At 48.2% G+C, this 21,403-nt stretch carries 23 protein-coding genes; 5 read left to right on the top strand and 18 right to left on the bottom strand.

Annotated features, from left to right (window positions below):
* The 7 genes from ispC to rpsB all read right to left on the bottom strand — a co-directional run bounded on the left by ispC (position 1) and on the right by rpsB (position 5,946).
* Positions 1–1,218 carry a 1-deoxy-D-xylulose-5-phosphate reductoisomerase gene (gene ispC, locus AC3ZFK_RS01175; RefSeq protein ID WP_487505947.1) on the bottom strand — a complete coding sequence of 406 codons (1,218 nt, stop codon included), beginning with the start codon at positions 1,216–1,218 and terminating at the stop codon, positions 1–3.
* A complete protein-coding gene (locus AC3ZFK_RS01170) occupies positions 1,218–2,027 on the bottom strand; it encodes a phosphatidate cytidylyltransferase (RefSeq protein WP_487505946.1) in 810 nt (269 codons plus the stop codon). Before AC3ZFK_RS01170 ends, ispC begins: the two co-directional genes overlap by 1 nt.
* Positions 2,024–2,761 carry an undecaprenyl pyrophosphate synthase gene (uppS, locus tag AC3ZFK_RS01165; RefSeq protein ID WP_487505945.1) on the bottom strand — a complete coding sequence of 246 codons (738 nt, stop codon included), beginning with the start codon at positions 2,759–2,761 and terminating at the stop codon, positions 2,024–2,026. Before uppS ends, AC3ZFK_RS01170 begins: the two co-directional genes overlap by 4 nt.
* A 32-nt stretch (positions 2,762–2,793) precedes the next feature.
* Entirely contained in the window at positions 2,794–3,351 is a 558-nt protein-coding gene (gene frr, locus AC3ZFK_RS01160) for a ribosome recycling factor (protein ID WP_487505944.1), read from the bottom strand.
* A 32-nt stretch (positions 3,352–3,383) separates the two neighbouring features.
* Positions 3,384–4,115 (bottom strand): UMP kinase, encoded by a 732-nt coding sequence (gene pyrH, locus AC3ZFK_RS01155; RefSeq protein ID WP_487505991.1) that lies wholly within the window; start codon positions 4,113–4,115, stop codon positions 3,384–3,386.
* 122 nt (positions 4,116–4,237) lie between these two features.
* Positions 4,238–5,119: a translation elongation factor Ts gene (gene tsf / locus AC3ZFK_RS01150; protein ID WP_487505943.1), complete on the bottom strand. Its 882-nt coding sequence runs from the start codon at positions 5,117–5,119 to the stop codon at positions 4,238–4,240.
* An 11-nt stretch (positions 5,120–5,130) separates the two neighbouring features.
* Positions 5,131–5,946 (bottom strand): 30S ribosomal protein S2, encoded by an 816-nt coding sequence (gene rpsB / locus AC3ZFK_RS01145; RefSeq protein ID WP_487505942.1) that lies wholly within the window; start codon positions 5,944–5,946, stop codon positions 5,131–5,133.
* Positions 5,947–6,179: 233 nt separating this feature from the next.
* Here rpsB and map point away from each other — a divergent pair, with 233 nt between their 5' ends.
* From map to AC3ZFK_RS01125, 4 genes are all read left to right on the top strand, one after another.
* The gene (gene map, locus AC3ZFK_RS01140) at positions 6,180–6,953 is read left to right on the top strand and encodes a type I methionyl aminopeptidase (protein ID WP_487505941.1); all 774 of its coding nucleotides are present in this window, start codon (positions 6,180–6,182) and stop codon (positions 6,951–6,953) included.
* The gene (gene glnD / locus AC3ZFK_RS01135) at positions 6,943–9,630 is read left to right on the top strand and encodes a [protein-PII] uridylyltransferase (RefSeq protein WP_487541251.1); all 2,688 of its coding nucleotides are present in this window, start codon (positions 6,943–6,945) and stop codon (positions 9,628–9,630) included. The genes map and glnD overlap by 11 nt, the downstream gene beginning before the upstream one ends.
* Positions 9,630–9,977 carry a hypothetical protein gene (locus AC3ZFK_RS01130; RefSeq protein ID WP_487505939.1) on the top strand — a complete coding sequence of 116 codons (348 nt, stop codon included), beginning with the start codon at positions 9,630–9,632 and terminating at the stop codon, positions 9,975–9,977. Before glnD ends, AC3ZFK_RS01130 begins: the two co-directional genes overlap by 1 nt.
* A 74-nt stretch (positions 9,978–10,051) precedes the next feature.
* Positions 10,052–11,290, top strand: a complete 1,239-nt coding sequence (locus tag AC3ZFK_RS01125; RefSeq protein ID WP_487505938.1) for an LL-diaminopimelate aminotransferase — start codon at positions 10,052–10,054, stop codon at positions 11,288–11,290.
* A gap of 182 nt (positions 11,291–11,472) precedes the next feature.
* Here AC3ZFK_RS01125 and AC3ZFK_RS01120 read toward each other — a convergent pair whose 3' ends face one another.
* The gene (locus AC3ZFK_RS01120; protein WP_487505937.1) at positions 11,473–11,736 is read right to left on the bottom strand and encodes a type II toxin-antitoxin system RelE family toxin; all 264 of its coding nucleotides are present in this window, start codon (positions 11,734–11,736) and stop codon (positions 11,473–11,475) included.
* Positions 11,723–11,956, bottom strand: coding sequence for a CopG family transcriptional regulator (locus tag AC3ZFK_RS01115; protein ID WP_487505936.1), 234 nt, complete (start codon positions 11,954–11,956; stop codon positions 11,723–11,725). The genes AC3ZFK_RS01120 and AC3ZFK_RS01115 overlap by 14 nt, the downstream gene beginning before the upstream one ends.
* 228 nt (positions 11,957–12,184) lie before the next feature.
* Here AC3ZFK_RS01115 and AC3ZFK_RS01110 point away from each other — a divergent pair, with 228 nt between their 5' ends.
* Positions 12,185–12,487 carry a hypothetical protein gene (locus tag AC3ZFK_RS01110; RefSeq protein ID WP_487505935.1) on the top strand — a complete coding sequence of 101 codons (303 nt, stop codon included), beginning with the start codon at positions 12,185–12,187 and terminating at the stop codon, positions 12,485–12,487.
* Between the two features lie 8 nt (positions 12,488–12,495).
* Here the strand turns inward: AC3ZFK_RS01110 and AC3ZFK_RS01105 are convergent, their stop codons facing one another.
* From AC3ZFK_RS01105 to accD, 9 genes are all read right to left on the bottom strand, one after another.
* On the bottom strand, positions 12,496–12,789 hold the full coding sequence (locus AC3ZFK_RS01105) for an addiction module antidote protein (protein ID WP_487505934.1): 294 nt from the start codon (positions 12,787–12,789) through the stop codon (positions 12,496–12,498).
* Positions 12,790–12,792: 3 nt separating this feature from the next.
* Positions 12,793–13,086 (bottom strand): type II toxin-antitoxin system RelE/ParE family toxin, encoded by a 294-nt coding sequence (locus tag AC3ZFK_RS01100; protein WP_487505933.1) that lies wholly within the window; start codon positions 13,084–13,086, stop codon positions 12,793–12,795.
* Between the two features lie 38 nt (positions 13,087–13,124).
* A complete protein-coding gene (tsaB, locus tag AC3ZFK_RS01095; protein WP_487505932.1) occupies positions 13,125–13,814 on the bottom strand; it encodes a tRNA (adenosine(37)-N6)-threonylcarbamoyltransferase complex dimerization subunit type 1 TsaB in 690 nt (229 codons plus the stop codon).
* 21 nt (positions 13,815–13,835) lie between these two features.
* Positions 13,836–15,773, bottom strand: coding sequence for a DNA repair helicase YoaA (gene yoaA / locus AC3ZFK_RS01090; RefSeq protein WP_487505931.1), 1,938 nt, complete (start codon positions 15,771–15,773; stop codon positions 13,836–13,838).
* A gap of 2 nt (positions 15,774–15,775) precedes the next feature.
* Positions 15,776–16,273, bottom strand: coding sequence for a tetratricopeptide repeat protein (locus AC3ZFK_RS01085; RefSeq protein ID WP_487505930.1), 498 nt, complete (start codon positions 16,271–16,273; stop codon positions 15,776–15,778).
* Positions 16,266–18,593 (bottom strand): penicillin-binding protein 1B, encoded by a 2,328-nt coding sequence (mrcB, locus tag AC3ZFK_RS01080; RefSeq protein ID WP_489433696.1) that lies wholly within the window; start codon positions 18,591–18,593, stop codon positions 16,266–16,268. The genes AC3ZFK_RS01085 and mrcB overlap by 8 nt, the downstream gene beginning before the upstream one ends.
* On the bottom strand, positions 18,590–19,183 hold the full coding sequence (locus AC3ZFK_RS01075; protein WP_487505928.1) for an SPOR domain-containing protein: 594 nt from the start codon (positions 19,181–19,183) through the stop codon (positions 18,590–18,592). The genes mrcB and AC3ZFK_RS01075 overlap by 4 nt, the downstream gene beginning before the upstream one ends.
* A gap of 96 nt (positions 19,184–19,279) precedes the next feature.
* The gene (folC, locus tag AC3ZFK_RS01070) at positions 19,280–20,536 is read right to left on the bottom strand and encodes a bifunctional tetrahydrofolate synthase/dihydrofolate synthase (RefSeq protein WP_487505927.1); all 1,257 of its coding nucleotides are present in this window, start codon (positions 20,534–20,536) and stop codon (positions 19,280–19,282) included.
* Positions 20,533–21,399, bottom strand: a complete 867-nt coding sequence (gene accD, locus AC3ZFK_RS01065) for an acetyl-CoA carboxylase, carboxyltransferase subunit beta (RefSeq protein WP_487505926.1) — start codon at positions 21,397–21,399, stop codon at positions 20,533–20,535. Before accD ends, folC begins: the two co-directional genes overlap by 4 nt.
* Positions 21,400–21,403 lie beyond the last annotated feature (4 nt).

The raw sequence follows: 21,403 nt of genomic DNA, 5'->3' as shown, positions 1-21,403 counted from the left end.
TTATTGCATCCTGGAACCTGGCAATGAACGCCGTTTATCAATCTGCGCAGTGGCCACTGTACGTGACTCACTATCCTTGGCAAGCACCAGATCAAGATCAGTCACCTCCTCCACAGCCACCATACTTAGAGTCTCCTCAATCACATCTGCAATCTCCATATAACCAATTTGCCCATTCAGAAATGCCTCAACTGCAATCTCATTTGATGCATTCAGTACCGTGGTTGCACTGCCTCCTCGCCTCATTGCATCAATTGAAAGTCGAAGACATGGATAACGGCCGAAATCAGGTTTTTCAAAATTCAACTCTGCAACCTCAAACAGATCCAGATGCTCCACCCCCGACCCAACTCTTTGCGGCCATCCCAACGCATGCGCAATTGGGGTTCTCATATCCGGATTCCCCATCTGAGCCAGAACAGAACCGTCACTATACTGAACCATAGAGTGGATTATGCTTTCTGGATGAATGACCACCTGAATTTGATCCGGAGTAGCCCCGAACAGCCAGCAAGCCTCAATAAACTCAAGCCCCTTGTTCATCATTGTTGCAGAATCGACAGAGATCTTTTTTCCCATACTCCAGTTTGGGTGGGCAATCGCCTCCTCCGGTGTAACTGTAGACAGTGTATCTGTTGCACGATTACGGAATGGGCCACCAGAACCAGTCAACAATATTTTCTCCACCCCATGCGAAAACTTCCCCAGCGCCGCATCCTGGGGCAGGCATTGAAAAATAGCATTGTGTTCACTATCAATGGGAAGAAGTTGGGCGCCACAAGCCTCAACCTCATCCATAAAAAGGTGACCCGTCATCACCATAGACTCTTTGTTGGCCAGTAAAACACGCTTGCCTGCACGTACCGCAGCCATTGTCGGGTGTAGACCCGCTGCTCCGACAATTGCAGCCATCACCTGATCAACCGAGGATTCGGATGCAACTCTCTCCATCCCTTCGATACCAGAAAGAACCTCTGTCTCTGGACTAATCTCAGACAACAATCCTGACAATTTCTCTGCACTATCAGCCTCGGTTACCACCGCAAATTCAGGATGAAACTCTCCACACTGCTCTGCAAGCAGATTAATCTGCTTATGTGCAGTAAGCGCAACAACCCGATATTTGTCTGGGTGCCGAGATATAACATCAAGGGTGCTCCTGCCAATAGATCCAGTTGCACCCAGCACAGTTACCCCCTGCTGACATCCATCCCCCATCATAGCCCTCCAACAACAGTCAGCAGGAATAGAAAAATCGGTGCTGCTGCAGTCAGGCTGTCTACTCGATCCAGCATACCTCCATGCCCAGGAATCAAGCTACCACTATCCTTTATTCCTGCGTTACGTTTATACGCACTCTCTACCAGATCACCAACCACCGAAAATATAACCACTCCTACTGCTATCAACAGGAAAAGAGGTAATCCCATATCTATTTTTACCAGATAACTATAGGCAATAATTGCTGTAATTAATGCGAAACCAACTCCGCCCAACAACCCTTCAACGCTCTTTTTTGGACTCACATTAGGGGCCAATTTTCTGTTGCCGAATTTGCGTCCGACCAGATACGCGCCCGTATCTGCGCTCCAGACTAACAATAACAATGACAGTAAAAACTCGACTCCATATTGATGAATCTCACCCAGTGCATGCCACGCAGGAATCAACACGATTATTCCTGCAACATGCCCCATGTTGCGACTAAAAACCCACTTCGTTCTTTCAGGAAAATATCGCAACCAAAAGAGTGCGGAAACCCACCAGATAAGTGCAATGCTGAGTAGCACCCCCAATGGGATAAAACTGCCAAAATAGAAGAGAACAATCAATATTGTAGTGTAGACAATGCGAGGTAAAATCAGAGTCTGTCCAGATAGGCGTCCCCACTCCCATGCTGCAGGAACAAGCAACAGCATAAGCAGAACAAAAAACTCATCTCCCTGCAGATAGAAGATAGACCATAACAGCAATGGCCCCAATACCAATGCACTAATTGTACGTTGAGCAAAGGGCGACAGAATCAATCCTCTTCCTCCAACAACTGATCCCCGGTTCTACCAAACCTGCGTTGTCTGCCCTCAAAAGAGCTGACAGCCAAATCCAGAGCCTGGCGATCAAACTCTGGCCAGAACAGATCTGAAAAATAGAATTCACAATAGGCCATCTGCCAGAGTAGAAAATTACTTACCCGCTTCTCTCCCCCGGTACGAATAAACAGCTCTGGATCAGGTAGGTCACTCAGAGTAACTTGCTCATGCAATATCTCTTCAGTGATCTGCTCCGGAGCTAACGTTCCATTTGCCACCTGATGACACAGTGTACGAGTTGCCTCTGTAATATCCCAACGTCCGCCATAATTGGCTGCAATATTCAGAGACAACCTGGAATTATCTTTGGTTAACTCCTCTGCCTCTGCAATGGTAGCCTGAAGCTTTTCCGAGAAACCACTCTTGTCTCCAATAACACGGAGACGAATACCATTTTTGTGTAGACGCTTAACCTCTCTCTTTAGTGAAGACATAAAGAGATCCATCAAAAACGAAACCTCCTCCTCAGGTCGTCTCCAGTTTTCTGTACTAAAGGCAAACAGGGTAAGGGCCTCAACCCCCAAATCAATACAGCCTTCTACAGTGGAACGAACTCGCTCCACCCCACGCTTATGCCCCCAGAAACGTGGCCGTTTCTGCCTGCGCGCCCAGCGTCCATTACCATCCATAACGATGGCAATATGGCGCGGAATTCGGTTTTTCGGTGGCACGTGTGGATTATAGATTGAGGCTTGAGATACGCCTATATCTCCATCAGGTCATCTTCCTTAGCCTGAACTATTTTGCCCACCTCGGCGACATGCTGATCAGTCAACTTCTGCACATCATCAATGGCATCATGCTCTTCATCTTCAGAAATCTCCTTCTCCTTAAGCAGGTCCCTGAAATCACTATTGGCATCACGACGAATATTGCGGATAGCCACTTTGGCAGATTCACCCTCATGCTTGACCACACGAACCAGATCACGGCGCCTCTCTTCTGTCAACGGTGGCAGTGGAATACGTATAATAGTACCTGCAGTTGCAGGATTAAGGCCGAGATCAGCCTCCATAATCGCCTTCTCAATTGGCTGAACCATGGTTTTCTCCCATGGAACTATTGTCAATGTGCGTGAATCTGTGGCTGTAACATTGGCGACCTGATTCAAGGGGGTACTACTACCGTAGTAATCCACACTTATCTGTTCTAACAGGCTGGGGTGGGCACGACCAGCTCTAAGCTTGGAGAGCTCCCCCTTAAGCGATTCAACACTCTTCCCCATGCGCCCCTTCGCATCCTGTTTGATCTCATTAATCATTCTCAGAATTCCTTTCTAAACATCTTTAACCATCAAGACGCGGAAACCACCAATGTTCCCTCATCTTCACTCATCAACGCGCCACGCAAACCACCATGGCGCACCATATTAAATACCCTAAGCGGCATATTATGCTCCCGACAGAGAACAATTGCAGTCAAATCCATCACTCCAAGCTGCCTCTCGAGCACCTCATCATAACTTATACGCTTGATCAGTGTTGCATCTGGCTCCTTGACTGGATCTGCACTATACACTCCATCAACTTTGGTCGCTTTCATCACTACATCTGCCTTTATCTCAATACCTCTCAGGCATGCCGCAGTATCGGTTGTGAAAAAAGGATTGCCTGTACCAGCCGCAAACAGTACCACCTCTCCATTATCAAGTGCCGCAATCGCATCACGAGTTGTATATTCATCACAAACCTTGGAAATTTTGAATGCAGACATGGCTCTGGCAGCAATTCCAGCCTGATCCAATGCATCCCTCATTGCAATTGCATTCATGACAGTAGCCAGCATCCCTATCTGGTCACCAGTAACCCTGTCTACCCCGGCCTCTGCCAGACTGGCTCCACGACAGTAGTTACCCCCACCAATTACGATCGCTACCTGAACACCAAGTTTTGTAATTGCAGATATCTCCTCAACCATCTGTGCAAGAATTGTCGGATCTATACCCTGACAACCCTCTCCCATAAGAGCCTCCCCGCTCAGCTTAAGTAAAATGCGTCGATAGATTGGTCGATCTGACATCACAATTTCCTCTTCAAGTACAAAACATTAACCCATAAGGAGTCTGTTACTCCTACATATTAAAGTCAAAAAAAAGCCTTCCATAATAGAAGGCTTTCTCAAAACTCTAACAGCTAAAAAAGATCTCTCTAACCATTAATCTGAGCCATAACCTCATCCGCGAAGTTCTCTTCTCTCTTTTCGATTCCTTCACCCACCTCAAGACGTGCAAACTCCACGATGGTAGCCCCATTGGATTCCATCAATTGTGCGATAGTCTGATCTGCATCTTTTACAAAAGGCTGTCCAAGCAGAGTAACCTCATTGACAAATTTCTTCATTTTTCCAACCACCATCTTCTCAATGATGTTTTCAGGCTTGCCGCTCTCTACTGCCTGGGAAGAGAATATCTCTTTCTCCCTGGCCAAAACATCTGCCGGAATATCATCTTCAGAAAGTGCTATTGGACGGATTGCTGCCACATGCATGGAGACATCCTTGGCCAACAGAGCATCACCACCCTGCAGGGCAGTCATCACACCAATACGACCACCATGAGAATAGAATCCTATTACTCCACCTCTGGAATCAATTACAGAGAAACGACGCACTGTCATGTTCTCTCCCAGTTTCGCAATCAACTCCTGACGACGAACCTCAACGGTAGTAGACCCACCAGCCAGATCCATATCGGAAAGTACCGCCACATCCGCTGGTGATCCAGCCAGAACTGTTGACGCAATCTGATTGGCAAACTCAACGAACTCATCACCCTTGGCAACAAAGTCAGTCTCACAGTTCACCTCAACCATTACCCCACGTGAACCATCATCACTTACACTAATTGCCACAACACCTTCGGCTGCAACTCTTGATGCCTTCTTGTCAGCCTTGGCCAAACCAGATTTTCTCAGGTTCTCAATAGCTACATCTATATCACCATCAGTCTCAACAAGTGCTTTTTTGCACTCCATCATGCCGGCACCAGTGCGTTCTCGCAGCTCTTTTACCTGACTTGCTGTAATTGCCATCCCTTATCTCCTTATCCTTGCTCAGACTCTTCTTCAGTGGCAGCAACTGCTGTCTCTGCAGGCGCATCTGCTGCTGCTTCAACCTTCTCTTTCACTGGCGCCTTCTCTGTTGCTGGCGCCTTCTCTTCAGCAGGTGCTGCTGTAGTTGTTGCCGCCTTGGCATCTAAAATCGCATCTGCAGCCGCACGAACATAGAGTTGAATTGCACGAATTGCATCATCATTTCCAGGAATCACATAATCCACATCCTCAGGATTATTATTGGTGTCTACAACCCCAATAACCGGAATTTTCAACTTTCTGGCCTCATTGATCGCAATACCTTCATGACCTGTATCAACCACGATAATTGCTGATGGCAGACCACCCATATCCTGGATTCCACCCAATGTATGCTCAAGCTTATCCAGCTCACGAGACATCATCAGCCCCTCTTTTTTGGTCAATCTTTCCAGACGACCATCATCACGCATCGCCTGAATATCTTTCAAACGACGAATAGACTGCTTAACAGTCTTGAAATTTGTAAGCATTCCACCAAGCCAGCGGTGGTTAACGTATGGCATACCCGCACGCTCTGCCTCTTCGCGCACAGTCTTTTGAGCAGCACGCTTGGTTCCAACAAACAGGACCTTGCCATTCTTGGCTGCAACACCACCAATGAAGTTCATTGCATCCTGAAACATTGGCAATGTCTTCTCAAGGTTGATGATATGGATTTTGTTACGATCCCCAAAAATATATGGGGCCATCTTTGGATCCCAAAAACGGGTCTGGTGGCCAAAATGGACACCGGCTTCAAGCATTTGTCTCATAGAAACGGACATATTTTTTCTCTCTCTATATTTTCGCAACTGTTTGACTTGATAGTTAAATAACAGTTACTTTGGGTTTAGCCTCCGCATACCTGATGACCCCAATCACCTGTTAAAGCGACACCCGGGCTCATAATGACAGCATGCGTGTGAATTAAATTTACACTTTCTCTCACAGAAAATGCGCGCGAAGTATACTACGCACTACCTTTTTAGACAAACATACTTTCTGTAATTACCTCATTATGAGCATCATCATCAAAACTGACGAAGAGATTGAGAAAATGCGCGTCGCTGGACGGCTGGCCGCTGATGTATTGGTCATGATCGAACCACATGTTGTCACAGGTATTACTACAGAAGCGCTTGACCAGATATGCCATGACTATATCGTCAATGTGCAGAAGGCAACTCCTGCCCCTCTCAACTACCATGGCTTCCCCAAATCAATCTGCACCTCAGTCAACCACGTTATCTGCCATGGAATTCCCGGCAAGAAGAGGTTAAAAAAGGGAGATATCATCAATATTGATATCACTGTAATAAAGGATGGGTATCATGGTGACACCAGCAAGATGTTTACCATTGGCAAGGTCCCAATTCGGGCACAGCGTCTTGTTCAGGTATCGAGAGAGTGTCTACTCAAGGGAATTGCACTTGTAAAGCCAGGAGTCCACCTGGGAGATATCGGCCACATCATTCAGAAACACGCAGAGAAATATAATTTCTCGGTAGTTCACGAGTACTGTGGTCATGGTATCGGTAAAGAGTTCCATGAGGAGCCACAAGTTTTACACTATGGTGAACAGGGAACCGGCCCGATATTGGAAGCGGGGATGATTTTCACCATAGAACCCATGATAAATGCCGGAAAACGTCACAGCAGACTTAATCCAACTGACAACTGGACTGTCACCACCAAGGATCGTAGCCTATCTGCACAGTGGGAACATACCCTACTGGTGACCGAGGATGGTGTTGAAGTCCTGACACGCAGAGAGGAAGAGGATGACCTCTAACCCACTGAGTGATTCGCTGAATCAAGCACTCACTGAGGCGGTTGGTGGCAAGATTGTTGACTCACTCAAAATTCGGGAAATCCTCAAAGCTAGCCAACAAAACATAGCCCGACAGTTTCACGATGGCCATTCCGCCCGTAACCTTATCAGGGCTCGTAGTGATGTAATTGATCTTATATTAAGGAAGATTTGGGGAAATTTAGCCTCCAATAAATCTGCCGCATCTCTCATTGCAGTTGGAGGATATGGTCGTCGTGAACTTCACCCCTTTTCTGACATTGACCTGCTGATTATTCCCCAAGAGGGGGAAGATAGTAAACCAATTGAGTCTTTCATCACCCTGCTTTGGGATCTGGGTCTGCAAATCGGCCATAGTGTACGCTCTCTCCATGAATGCATTGAGGAGGGACGTGCGGACATTACCGTGGCTACCAACCTGCTGGAATCACGCCTGCTATCAGGGTCGGAAGAGGTATTTACCAAACTACAGCAACTCATCACTGACGACTCCATCTGGCCCAGTGGCCCTTTTTTTATAGCCAAGCGAAATGAACAGAGGGCACGACTGGAGAAACAGAATGACACCGCCTACAACCTGGAACCAAACATCAAAGAGGGGCCTGGCGGACTACGAGATATCCAGAATATCATCTGGGTAACACGTCGCCACTTTGGATCCAGCGGAAAAGAGCACCATCCAGATAGCACAGCTGTCAGGTCTCAATATCTTGATGAACTGATTGACCACAATTTCCTGACCGAAGAGGAGTCTGCTGATCTTAATGCCGGACAAGAGAGGCTATGGGAGATCCGTTTTGCACTGCACCTGATTGCAGAACGTGCGGAAGAGCGTCTTCTATTTGAGCATCAGCCAGAGCTGGCAAAATATTTTGGGCATCTCGATAGCGAACGAGGCATTGGGGTGGAATCTTTCATGCACAGCTATTTCAGGATAATCAGAGAACTCTCTCTGCTTAATGAGATGCTGTTACAACTATTTGAAGAAAAGCTGTTGACCCCATCCGAGGATAAGGCCCCTGTCACTATTGATAAACACTTTGGAATCAGTGGGGGCTATCTCACCATCTTGCACAAAGACTCCCTCAAGAGAGACCCGTCCCTGATTCTTTTGCTCTTCACAACCCTTCGTGACCATCCAGAGATCAAAGGGGTAACTGCAGAAACCATTCGTCATATACGTACGGCTCGCCATACTATTGATTCAGACTTCAGACAGAACAACAAAAACCAGCAACTATTTCTGCAACTATTCTATCAACCAGAGGGGTTAACCCACACTCTACGTCACATGAATAGGTACGGAATACTTGGAGCCTACCTTCCAGCTTTTGAGCGCATAGTTGGTCTAATGCAGTATGATCTTTTCCATGCCTACACAGTTGACGAACACACGCTGTTTGTAATTCGTAATCTTAGAAGATTGACAATTCCCGAGTTTCACCACGAGTCTCCCAAGCTAAGTGAGCTTATTCTCAAAATCAGCCACCCCGAACGTCTCTATCTAGCCGCACTATTTCATGATATTGCCAAGGGACGTAACGGAGACCACTCACAACTTGGTGTCCAGGTAGTTCAGGAGTTCTGCCAACAACACCAGATCGACAAAAAGAGCACTGATGAGATTTCATGGTTAGTTCAAAACCATCTCACCATGTCCACAGTTGCACAGAGAAAAGATATTGATGACCCTGCAGAGATTCACGCCTTTGCAAAAAAAGTTGTCCAACAGTCGCGTCTTGAGAAGCTCTACCTTCTTACAGTTGCAGATATACGTGCCACCAACAGCACGCTATGGAACCACTTCAAAGACTCCCTGCTATCACGCCTCTATCAACAAACATGCAATGTCCTGAAACAAGATACAAGCCCCGATGTTATTGCCGAAAGAGATATGGTGGAGCATCGCAAGGTGGAGGTAATGGGCATCCTGACACAGAAGGGAGTACTAACCAGAGATATAGAACAACTTTGGAAGAACTTTGAGGAAGAGTATTTTCAAAAGCATGACTCCAGAGAAATATACTGGCATACCCGCTCCATACTAAACACCAAACAGCTTCCACTGATCCAGTTCAATAGAGAGAGCCACCATGGAGGAAGCGAGATTCTTATATATGACAGAGATCGTCAGTTCCTGTTCTCAATTCTGGTCCACACTATGGAGTCTTTAGGTCTCAATATCCATGCTGCAAAAATCAACACCACACTTGATAGCCATGCACTGGATCTGTTTACCGTACTTGATCAACACGGAGAAACCATCCAGGACAGAGAGTGGATGGACAAAATCAGGGCGACTATTCGTAGTGAGATCAACCATCCAACCCTGCTGTCTCAACCTGTAAGCTTCCGTCACTCTCGTCATCAGAAACACTTTCGCGGAAACAGTAGCGTCACATTCCGTCAAGACAGAAGAAAACAGCAAACCATTCTCGAGATCAATACAACTGACCGTCCAGGCCTCCTCTCCACTATCTGTCGCTCCCTGATGAATTGCAATATTCGAGTACATGCCGCAAAAATTGCAACCCTGGGGGAACGGGTAGAAGATCTATTCTGGGTTACCAACCAGAACAACTCACCACTTGATAACAACGAACAGAACCTCTCAATCAGCAACCAAATCAGAGAGGCTCTGGACTGCAACAACCAATAATGGACAACAACACAGACAACCCATTTATGGCAGAGTGGTCAGAACAGGGACACACAGTCTGTCTTGGACACTGGCAGATTAGCTATAAAGGAAAACCAATCCAGCTTCCATTGGCAAAAAGAGATGAGGAGATGGGAACCTTTGGAATCTATAGCTATCTCTATCCAGATGATCCGGAATTTGCTGAAGGGCTGGAAGAGGACGAATGGATTCTGGAGAACATGGAGTGGATCACCAACTTTTTTGAGACAAACAATATCCCCCTTGATGAGCAACATCTGAGCTGGTTCTACCAGGCGATAAACCAAAATGACTGGAGCTGCGGGAGCTGCGGTGGGTGCATATAACCCGAGTAATCGTTACAATCCCGCAACAATTTTCAACGTACAGATAATTTTCAGTAAACAAGGATAGAAAAAACATGGAAAGCTATATCCAGCAACTATTCGCCGACCGCATCGGTGGCAATCAGTTTGGCAAAGACACCAACATCTACAAGTTCGAAAAGATCAAACGGGCAAAGCGTGCAGCCATGGAGGCCAACCCAGAGACAGAGATGATCGATATGGGTGTTGGGGAGCCAGACTGGATGGCAGAACCTGAGGTTATCGAGGTGCTATACCAAGAGGCCAAAAACTGGGAGAACCGTGGCTATACCGACAATGGAGTACAGCCCTTCAAGGATGCAGCTGCCGTTTACATGGATAGTGTGTTCGGGGTCAAAGGGCTGGATCCAAACAGTGAGATCAACCATGGAATTGGCAGCAAGCCTGTTCTTGCACTACTCCCTATGGCCTTTATCAACCCCGGAGACATCACCATCATGACTACCCCGGGATACCCACTGCTGGGAACAACCACCCAGGGAGTTGGAGGTGAAGTAGTCAACCTTCCGCTGCTAGAGGAGAATGACTTTCTTCCCGATCTGGACGCGCTCACTGACGACCAGAAGAAGAGAGCGAAACTGCTCTACCTCAACTACCCAAACAACCCCACCGGTGCAGTTGCTACCGAGACCTTCTACAAGAAGGCGATCCAGTTTGCCAAGGAGAACGGCGTCATGATCGTCTCCGACGAGGCCTATGCTGCACTCACCTTTGATGGCGAGAAACCATACTCCTTCCTCAATGTGGAGGGGGCAAAAGAGGTTGGTGTTGCCATTCAATCACTATCCAAGGCCTACAACATGACCGGATGGCGTCTGGCATTTATTGCCGGTAACGAGCTAATGGTAAAGGCGTTCGCAGCCATCAAGGACAATAACGACTCTGGCCAGTTTGCCGCCATTCAGCAGGCTGGAGTCTACTGCCTGCAACACCCCGAGATCACCGAAAAGACCAGTGCCAAATACTCCAGAAGGCATAATCTACTGGTTGATGCACTCACCAGTGCAGGATTTGAGATCAAGAAACCCAAAGCCACATTCTACCTCTACGTAAAGGCCCCAACTGGAACCAGAGATGGAATCACATTTGACAGTGGTGAGGCATTCTCCCAATACCTGATCAAAGAGAAGATGATCTCCACCGTACCCTGGGATGATGCAGGTAACTTTATCCGCTTCTCCGTCACCTTTGTTGCCAAGGATGAGGCCGATGAGGAGAGGGTAATTGGAGAGATCAAAAAGAGACTTGGAGGTGGGGAGTTTATTTTTGACTAAAATCCTCAACCGATAAAAAGGAAAAAGCCCCATGAATAAACATCATGGGGCTTTTTTTGTAATGTCTATTATCGACCCTTTTCTGCCTTTCATAAAAAACAACATGGCTTTCGAACGCCTACAATCACCCGACGCGTAAGGAACGCAGCGACTGTGGTGGTAGCAGTCGGGGCATTGTATTGTTAGCTGCTTTTATATACTTTACTACGATGTGCGACCTTGACTACAAATACTACAAGCTCTGCATCCTGGATCTCATACAGAATTCGATACACACCATGCCTTATTCTATATTTTTCCTGCCCTGAAAGTTTAATGGAACCTTTTGCTCTTGGGTTTTTGCACAATGATTCAATCCGTTTCAGGATTTGTTTTACATCATGATTAGGGATGCTACGTAAATCTTTAGCTACAGATTTTTTGAAAGCAAGGCTATAGCTTGCCATGGGACGATAAATCTTTCAAAAGCTCTTCATAGCTTAGGATTGGCTCATCTGCTCTTTTTTCAAAAACACTCAAATCTTCCTGATCCTCTTGTAAAGCAATACGTACAGCCTCATTAACCACCTCAGATACTGAGATATGGGCTGTTGCTGCTTTCATTCGCAAAGCGAGGTGAATGCTGGGGTCAAAATAAACTGTAGATCTTTTTGATAACTCACTCATAATTATAGTCCTCTTCAGCGAAGAATAGCGTTATGACGTCATAACGTCAATCTTTATTTTATAGCTAACGAATAAGGATAGATCGTGCGCAGCCACGATCTATCCTTATTCGTTAGGGCCCGCCGCTGTTGAAGGTCAGGTCGAACACCGTGTCGGTCATCCAGCGTTTAAAGCCCGCGTTGTCCATGTGGTGAGGTTATCGAGTTTGACTACAGAAACTTTGGAGGAATGATCGATAGGAGTCGTGAGCTGATCAATTCTGGTGCGCAGACCATCTATGAGGCCACGTTCAGCGAAAACAGTGTGCTGGTGATGGTCGACATCCTCCATCTCGGGGATGATAGCTGGGAGCTCTATGAGGTAAAGTCATCCACCGGGGTGAGGCCGTACCATCTGGATGATGCTGCAATTCAGTGGCATGTTCTTAAACATGCAGGACTCAAACTCTCAATGGCTGCAATTGTGGTGCTCAACAACCAGTACAGGCGCAAAGATGAGCTTTTCACTAGACGGGGGCGAAACCGGTATTAGCGCAAGGTTTAAATTGTTGGTTGCACTGTAAACTTAAATCCCAACGCCTTTGCTACTTTAGCTACTGTTGAAAATGTGGGATTACCTTCTGGAGACAACGCCTTATAAAGCCCTTCACGAGTAATGCCTGTTTCTCTGGCAAGCTGGCTCATATTTTTAGCACGTGCAATAACTCCCAAAGCATGAACAATAAATGCTGGATCATCTCCTGCTTCTTCTAGGCAGGCTTCTAAGTACAACTGGATCTCTTCTTCGGTTTTAAGATGTTCAGCTGAATCCCAACGAGTAGTAGTAATGGTCATAATTCAATCCTCAATCTGCTTAGCAATTTCTTTGGCTCTTGTAATATCTGATGTTTGTGTGCTTTTATCACCGCCGGATAGAAGTATGACTACAACAGGGCCTTGTTGTATGAAATACACTCTGTAGCCTGGGCCATAAAAGATGCGTAATTCACTGACACCTTCTCCTACCGGAGCAACATCACCGAAATTACCCATTTCCACCCTATCAATACGGGCTTGGATACGCGCTTTAGCTCTTCGGTCTCTTAAACCATCAAACCATTTGCTAAATATCTCTGTTTTTCGGATTTCCATTACATGTTAACTGTAGTTAACATGTCTTCATTTGTCAACTATAGTTCACTATTGTGGTGAACCACCTGGTTCCTTAAATAGACGGGTTGTGCCTCTTCTGGGCTTAACACCCTTCCACATTCAAACTCATGAAGAGCCAACCGGGCAATCTCTTTTGCATGGGGGAGTGCATCACCATCCATCTGAACCAGGTTCTCCCCAAGGTGTTCCTTAAGCTCTTCTCTGTAGCTCTCAAACCCACTGCCTACTCCAACCCATGGGCCTTGCAGTTTTTTAATCTTGTTTGGTGGAAGCACAGATTCTTCGCCTATTAATTCGGGAAGGGATTGATTGTTGATCTGATAGTAACCACAGTAGACCTCTCCCATTCTGGCATCAATGGCCGCCAAGATATTCCTGTTTTGATTTTCCCTGTATGAGGCAAAGGCAAGGGCTGCCAGTGATGAGACCGGGATTACCGGAAGACTAGCCCCATAAGCCAACCCCTGCACTACTCCTGCTGTAATCCTCAGTCCGGTAAAACTACCAGGCCCCCTGTCAAAAGCGATGGCATCCAGTGCGGTGAGTTGGAGAGCTGCCTCTGAGAGTAGCTCATCCACCATTGGCAGTATCCGCTGGGTGTGGCCACGCGGTGTTATCTCAAACCTCTCTACCACCTCATCTCCCACCAGCAGTGCAGCTGAACACCCCTCGGTGACTGTATCGATGGCCAGTATTTTACTGCTCATGCTGCCGCCTCTCTTTTCTGCTCATGCTGCCGCCTCCCTATGTTCTCTGCCAAAGAACTCTCTTACATCCTCAATATCCCTGGTTCTTGCCATATCCGGAAGACTGTTGAGGAAAGTATGGCCGTAGCTTTTCTTCAGTAGACGAGGATCACAAACTACGAAGACACCTCTATCCTCCACGTCCCGAATCAACCTCCCTGCCCCCTGGCGCAGTGCAATTACCGCCCGGGGCAGCTGTAGCTCCATAAATGCATTTCGCCCATCGCTATTGAGGGCATCAATCTTTGCCTGCAGTACCGGGTCACCCGGAGAGGCGAAAGGAAATTTATCAATAATCACACAGGAGAGCGCCTCCCCACGGACATCGACACCCTCCCAGAAACTGGAGGCTCCAAGCAGCAGTGCATTCCCCAGTCGACGAAAACGGTCAATCAGTCTGCTCCGAGGGGCCTCTCCCTGAACCAGCAGGGGAAACTCTATATCCCTCTCGCGCAGATATTCTGCCGCATAACGCAGCGCACGGTGACTGGTGAAGAGAAGAAAGGTACGCCCCTGGCTGGCCTCGATAACCGGCAGCACGGCCTCCATCATTCTCTCGCCATAGTCTGGGCTATTGGGCTGCGGAAGCCCCTGTGGGTGAAAGAAGAGAGACTGGTTCTGAAAATCAAAAGGGCTCTCCCAGTGGAATGTCTCCGCCTCGTCAATCCCGAACTCGCGCAGGAAGTGGTCGAAGCTCTCACCTACAGTCATCGTGGCCGAGGTAAATATCCATCCACAGTTCCGGGCCGCCATATGGCTCTGAAATGTCTCACTGATCTCAAGCGGGGTGTGATGTATAGAGAAACCGTTTTTACGCAGTTCCATCCAGTGAATCTGTCCCGCTGGTGCCACTCCCGTAAGACGAATAAAGCCATCTAGCAGCTCCTTTCCGCGCTGTGCACACCCCTCCAGCCCCTTCCCTCGATCGGCAACTTTTTCCAATTCAACAGCAATCTGTCTGATCGCCTGCTGGAGAGCCTCGGCCTCATCATGAAATTCTGGTTTAGCGGAGAGTTGAGCCCACGGGTAACGCCCTATTCTGTCACCCATGATAAGGCGGAAGTCGGCCACTGCCTTTTTCAGGTCATCTGCACACTGTTGAAGTGGCTTGTGGTCTGGCGCATCGGTTAGATACTCCGCAACAGTGTCTTCTGCCAACTCCTGTAGCTGGCGGTGGCTGATACGCTCTCCAAAGAAGCTCGTTGCTGTCTCTGCCAGCTGGTGAGCCTCATCAAAAATAACCGCATTGGCGCCCGGCAACAGCTCCCCAAAACCCTCATCTCTCAGCGCCATATCAGCAAAGAAGAGGTGGTGGTTGACCACTACCAAGTCAGCCTCCTGTGCCCTGCGTCGCGCATTGGCCACGTGACATTCATCCCACTCCGGGCACTCCTGGCCAAGACAGTTGTCTGCAGTAGATGTAACTCTGGGCCAGAGTAGATCACCCTCTTCCACATCGCTCATCTCGGAGATATCACCACTAACAGTCTCCATCGCCCAGCGTCTGATCTTCATGAATTTGGCAGATTCCCTCCTGGAGTAGAATCGTCCCTGATCTTCAGTAAGATTTAACCGATGGATACATAGATAGTTGGATCGCCCCTTTAGCAGCGCAGTAATTGATGAAGCCCCCAGAATCTTGCGTACTGTTGGAAGATCTCGATGATAGAGTTGATCCTGCAGATTCTTGGTTCCAGTAGAGATAATGATCCGCTTGCCAGAGAGCAGCGCTGGCACCAGGTAAGCATAGGTCTTTCCTGTCCCCGTTCCCGCCTCAGCCACCAGAACTTTCTCTTCACCTATTGCTGCATCTACCGCATCCGCCATCTCCATCTGCGGATGACGGGGCTGGAATCCATCTATTGCATCAGCAAATGGACCTTTTTCACCAAGAACTTCTGAAGGAGCACTAAAATCCACCGCTAGTTACCTGCTCTGCGCCTTGCCTGAATTGCCCCTGACGAGTCTCCAAGTGCATCCTTTGCCTGCGCAATCAGAGACCAGTTCTCCTGTTGCAGAACTGGTTTTCCGGTTGCCAGCCGATTTGAGCGCTGCGCCAGAGTTACACTCTCCTCATAAGATGACTGCCTGTAGCGAATTCTGGCAAGATCATGCCAAAGAGTTGCCCTCTGTGAATCAATCCGCAGCGCCCGTTCCAGTAACACCTCTGCTTTTGAATCATCCCCCTGCTGCAGCGCAGACTCAATCTGTCTGAGTATCTCCTGCAATGGATCCGGGGTCTCTCCCGCTACTGGCGGCGACCGTCTGACCACTGCCTTAGCTACTGGATATTTAATTGACGGCGAGTACCCTTCTCCGGTCGAGAGCGAGTGATCCTCAACCGGTATCCTTGAGGTTGCCGCACAACCGGCAATCGACAACAGGCCAATTATTAAAATCCATTTCAGTACGCTATCCATTTGCGCCACATTGTACCGCTCTATTTGGCTCACTGCCCTCGATAAAGGGAATCTCCATGGAATCTGGACATTCTCTGGCTGTGCTTGACCCATCCGCATCAACCCACACCTTTACCACCCCCTCGGGATAGAGGAGATTGAGCGGGGTTACTGGTAGCCGAGACATCAATTTACCCCATACCCGCAGTGCCCCAGATGAGCCGGTAAGGCCTGCCGGATTATTATCATCTCTACCCATCCAGATCACGGCCAGGCGATCACCACTAAACCCTGCAAACCAGCTGTCCCGCAACTCATCTGTGGTACCGGTCTTGCCTGCCAGACCCATTGATGGTGATACCACCTTGTTTAGATAACGTGCCGTTCCAGATCTAACAACCTGCTGCATCCCCCACTGCAACAGGGCAATGGCTTTTGGTGAGGCAACCTCTTCAAGATGCAGTGGATAACGGTTGAGCGGCGCCCCATTACGGTTCATTACTGCACGTATGGAGCGCAGTGGTGAGCGCACCCCTCCACCTGCAAGAGGCTGATAAAGCTTTGCAACATCAAGTGGTGACAGCTCCAGGGAGCCAAGAAAAATTGATGGGTAACGGGGGATATCACGTTCCACCCCAAGCCGCTTCAAGGTGTGGGCAACCCTTCCAACTCCAAGGTCCACCCCCAACCTTGCTGTAGAGAGATTATAAGAGTGGCTCAGTGCACGGTGGAGCTGAACATCTCCATGATACTTGCGGTCATAATTCATCGGTCGCCACCGATTCTTGCCTTTTCCAAGCTCAAACGGTCTATCTACCAATGGGGTTATCAACGTATAACGTTCCGGCTGTTCCAGGGCTGTCAGGTAGATTGCCGGCTTTACCAGTGAACCAATTGGACGAACAGCATTCAATGCGCGATTGAATCCGGCAGCACGAGAGTCCCTTCCTCCAACTATCGCCTCCACCTCTCCATTATCCGGACTGATTACAACGACAGCCCCCTGTAGATTACGCTTGCCTCCATTTTTGAGCTCGCCAATTCTCTCTCTCAGACTCTCTTCCGCAGCAGACTGTACCTCTGGATTGAGAGTTGTGAAAATCTGCAAACCTGCAGATACAAGATCCTCTCTGTTGTAATCGCGCAGAATCTGCCTACGTACAAGGTCAAGAAAAGCTGGGTGGCGTGACTCGCCTGATGGAGCCTGCTCCAACACACCAAGCGGAGAGTGCTTTGCCATCACAGCCTCATTTTCAGAGATCTCTCCCTGCTGCAGCAGAAGATCAACAATCATATTTCTACGCTGCTTGGCCCTCTCTGGATGTCTCCTCGGGTTATACCATGATGGCCCCTTTAACATCCCAACCAGCAGTGCCGATTTGGCAAGCGTAAGCTGGCCGGCATCATGCCCAAAGAAGAATCTACTGGCCATCCCTACTCCGTGGATTGCACGGCGCTGATCCTGTCCAAAGTAGACCTCATTCAGATAGGCCTCAAGAATCTCGCTCTTCTGAAAGTTGGACTCCAGAATAAAGGTGATCAAAAGCTCCTGGAACTTCCTCCATAAAGTACGTTCTCTGGTCAAGAACATATTCTTGGCCAACTGCTGGGTCAGCGTGCTCCCACCCTGAACTGCCTTTCCAGCACGTAGATTGGCAAATAGAGCTCTAGCCATCCCTGCCGGACTGACCCCTATGTGATCATAAAAAGATCGATCCTCTACCGTAGTAAGGGTGCGGACAAAGATATCTGGCACATCCTCCAGGCGAAGAAGAATCCTGTCCTCCCCATGAGATGGATAAAAACTGCCGATGGGCAGAGGATCCAGCCTGACAACCCCGACATCATCCCCCTCTATCAGATCAACTATTCTGGAGATTTTCCCCCGGTTGATAGAGACCCGAATCTGCCTGGACTTCTCTATCCCGTCCCAGAAATGAAACCGTCTGCTATGGAGTGAAACGGTATCTTCTTGATGAAGATAACTGCCCTCATTGCGAGAAAGAGAGCCGGGTTTTTTTTGGTAACCCAACTGATCAAGTGAATTAACCAGTTGATCAGCATCTATTGTCTTCCCGGCATAAAGCTCAAGTGGAGAGGCGTATACTCGTGCAGGCAGCTCCCACCGTTTGCCTTCAAACTGATCACGAACCGTAAAATCCAGCCACAACGTATAGAGCAATAAAATTGGCAGCAAAACAATAGTGCCAAACTGGAACAATCTGCGTAACAGCATACGTAACCACCCACGTCTGGCGAGGTGGCGCTTATTGCCTTTTTGTGGCCCTCTTTTTTTTATCGTTTTCTTCTGATGACCAGATCTGTTTCTGGCACTGCTCACTTAAGGGAACGAACCATTGATTTAACCTGATCTACCTTGAATTCCCGATCAATTTTCTTACTCATCTCCTTAGCCTCTTTTTTTGAGGCCAGAGACTCGGTAACAATACGCAGACTCTTTTTACCTTTTCTGGTTATCTCGCTCAGTCTTACCTTGTACCCCTTGGACTGCATCTTCTTCAGAAAACTCTCAGCCCGCTTTCTGCTCTTTGCTCCATAACTTACCACCTGTACCTCATATCTCTTGCCACTCTCCTTGGCCTTACTCTCCGCTACCGGAGTACTCTTCCCTGGTTTACTCTCTGGCTTGGATTTTGGTTTAACCTCTGGCTTGGGTGTGGCCACTGGCCTGGAAACAGGTTTGGAGGCAGGCTTCGGCTTGGCAGGCCGCTTTGGAGTTGGCAAGAAATCATCATCACTAATCTCAATAACCGTCTTGGGAAGATTATCAGGCCATGGAGGGATATTGCTCTCCATCAGCTTCACCTCTTCACGAGGATCATCCATCAGAAAAGGGACCAGAATAACAGCCAGTGAAACCAGAACAATTCCACCAATAATGCGTTGTTTTAATTCAACTTTCTGAAGCACAATCGACCCCTCTCTCCAATATAAATAGTTACAAAAGCAATGATAACACTACCGTACTACAGCATAGACATCAAAAACAGAGGCCAAACTTCTTCCCTATTGGAGGTCAAGAACAGCCGCAACTGTATAAAATGACCCAAAAACAATAATTCGATCACCACTATCTGCCAATCCTATGGCAGATTCAAAAGCCAGCTGAACAGTCTCGAATGAGTCAACTCCTGAATCACCAACCGTGGATACTACCACCTTCTCGATCTCACTTGAGGATGCTCCTCGTGCCACATCCAGACCTGCAACCATCCACTGGTCAATCTCTGGAGAGAGGGCCTCAATAACAACCTTCAACTCCTTGTCTTTCAGCATGGCAACCACTGCGATGGTTTTTCCATCCGTTGCGGTTGATGCCAGATTCTCGGCAACTGTTCTGGCCGCCTGTGGATTATGGGATACATCCACAATAACCTCTGGAGCATGCTGAATGGTTTGAAAACGCCCCATAAGGGCTGACTGTGATAGCCCCTCAGCAATCTTCTCCTCACCAATCTTATCCATCCATCCCAACTGCTCTATAACCTCCAGCACTGCTGCACTGTTCTGCACCTGAATCTCTCCATACAAAGCTGGAAATGGCAAATGGTATATCTCTCGGTCACTTGATCCGCGCCATGACCACCCACTTTCATCCGTTACAAAGCAGAAATCTCTCCCTATTTTAAACAACGGGACACCCACTGTTCTGGCGTAGTCAGAGACTGTTAAAGGTATATCAAAATCCCCGATTACAGCAGCTCGGCCACTTCGAAAAATTCCCGCCTTCTCTCTCCCGATCTCCTCCCGACTCTCGCCAAGCCACGACTGATGGTCAAGATCAACTGTAGTTAGTAGCGCTACATCTGCATCAATGATATTTACCGCATCCAGCCGACCACCCAATCCAACCTCCAGCACAATCAAATCCAGGGGCTGACGCCTAAAGATCTCCAGCGCCGCAAGTGTACCGAACTCAAAATAGGTAATGGATTCCTGCTGGCGCGCCTCATCAACAACCTCAAAAGAGTCACACAACAGATCATCAGTCACAATCTTGCCGTTGACTCTAATCCGCTCGTTGTAACGCAAAAGATGTGGCGAGGTATAGACCCCAACCCTCAATCCTGCTGCAAGGGCGATGGATTCAAGAATAGCGATAGAGGAGCCCTTGCCATTGGTTCCAGCAACTGTAACAACCTTTGGTTCAGGGGAGAGTATATTCAGTCGCGTAGCAACTCGGCGAATACGCTCCAGACCTAACTCAATCTCCTCAGGGTGTAGCGTCTCCTGCCAGGAGAGCCACTCATCCAGAGTTCTCAAGCTGCCGATGAGTTCTGACTGTTTTCCATCATCATGGAGAGCAGGGAAGAGAGTTTCTCTCGCATCTCACGGCGGTCAATAATCATATCAACGGCACCATGCTCCACCAGAAATTCACTACGCTGAAAACCTTCCGGAAGCTTCTCACGAACTGTCTGCTCAATCACCCGTGGACCGGCAAAACCGATCAGGGCCTTAGGCTCTGCAACATTGATATCCCCAAGCATGGCAAAACTGGCGGAGACTCCACCCATGGTTGGATCGGTCAAAACAGATATGAATGGAAGACCACGGTCTGCCAGTCTGGTCAATGCAGCACTGGTCTTTGCCATCTGCATCAGAGAGAAGAGTGCCTCCTGCATACGGGCACCACCACTGGCACTAAAACAGACGAGAGGGACATTCTGTTCCAGGCTGGCATTTACCGCCCTTACAAAACGCTCCCCAACGACAGAGCCCATTGATCCACCCATAAACTTGAACTCAAATGCAGCAGCTACCAGAGGAACATCCTCCACTCTGCCCTGCATCACAATAAGCGCATCCTTCTCGCCTGTACTTTTCTGTGCCTGGGCAATGCGATCCTTATACTTTTTGAGATCCTTAAAATTCAGGTGGTCTACTGGGGAGAGGTCCGCTGCAATCTCCTGCGTACTATCCTTATCAAAGAATAGCTCCAGACGACGGCGCGCACCTATTCGCATATGGTGGCTACATTTTGGGCAGACATCCTGGTTGCGCTCCAGTTCTGCGCGATAGAGTACAGCCTCACAGGATGGGCACTTGATCCATACCCCCTCAGGAACTGCCTTCTTGCCACCTTCCGTTCTGATTTTTGGAAGAATTTTTTCAAACCAGGTCATATTG

Source organism: Candidatus Thiopontia autotrophica, from assembly GCF_982804495.1.
This window is presented reverse-complemented; position numbering and strand designations above follow the sequence as displayed.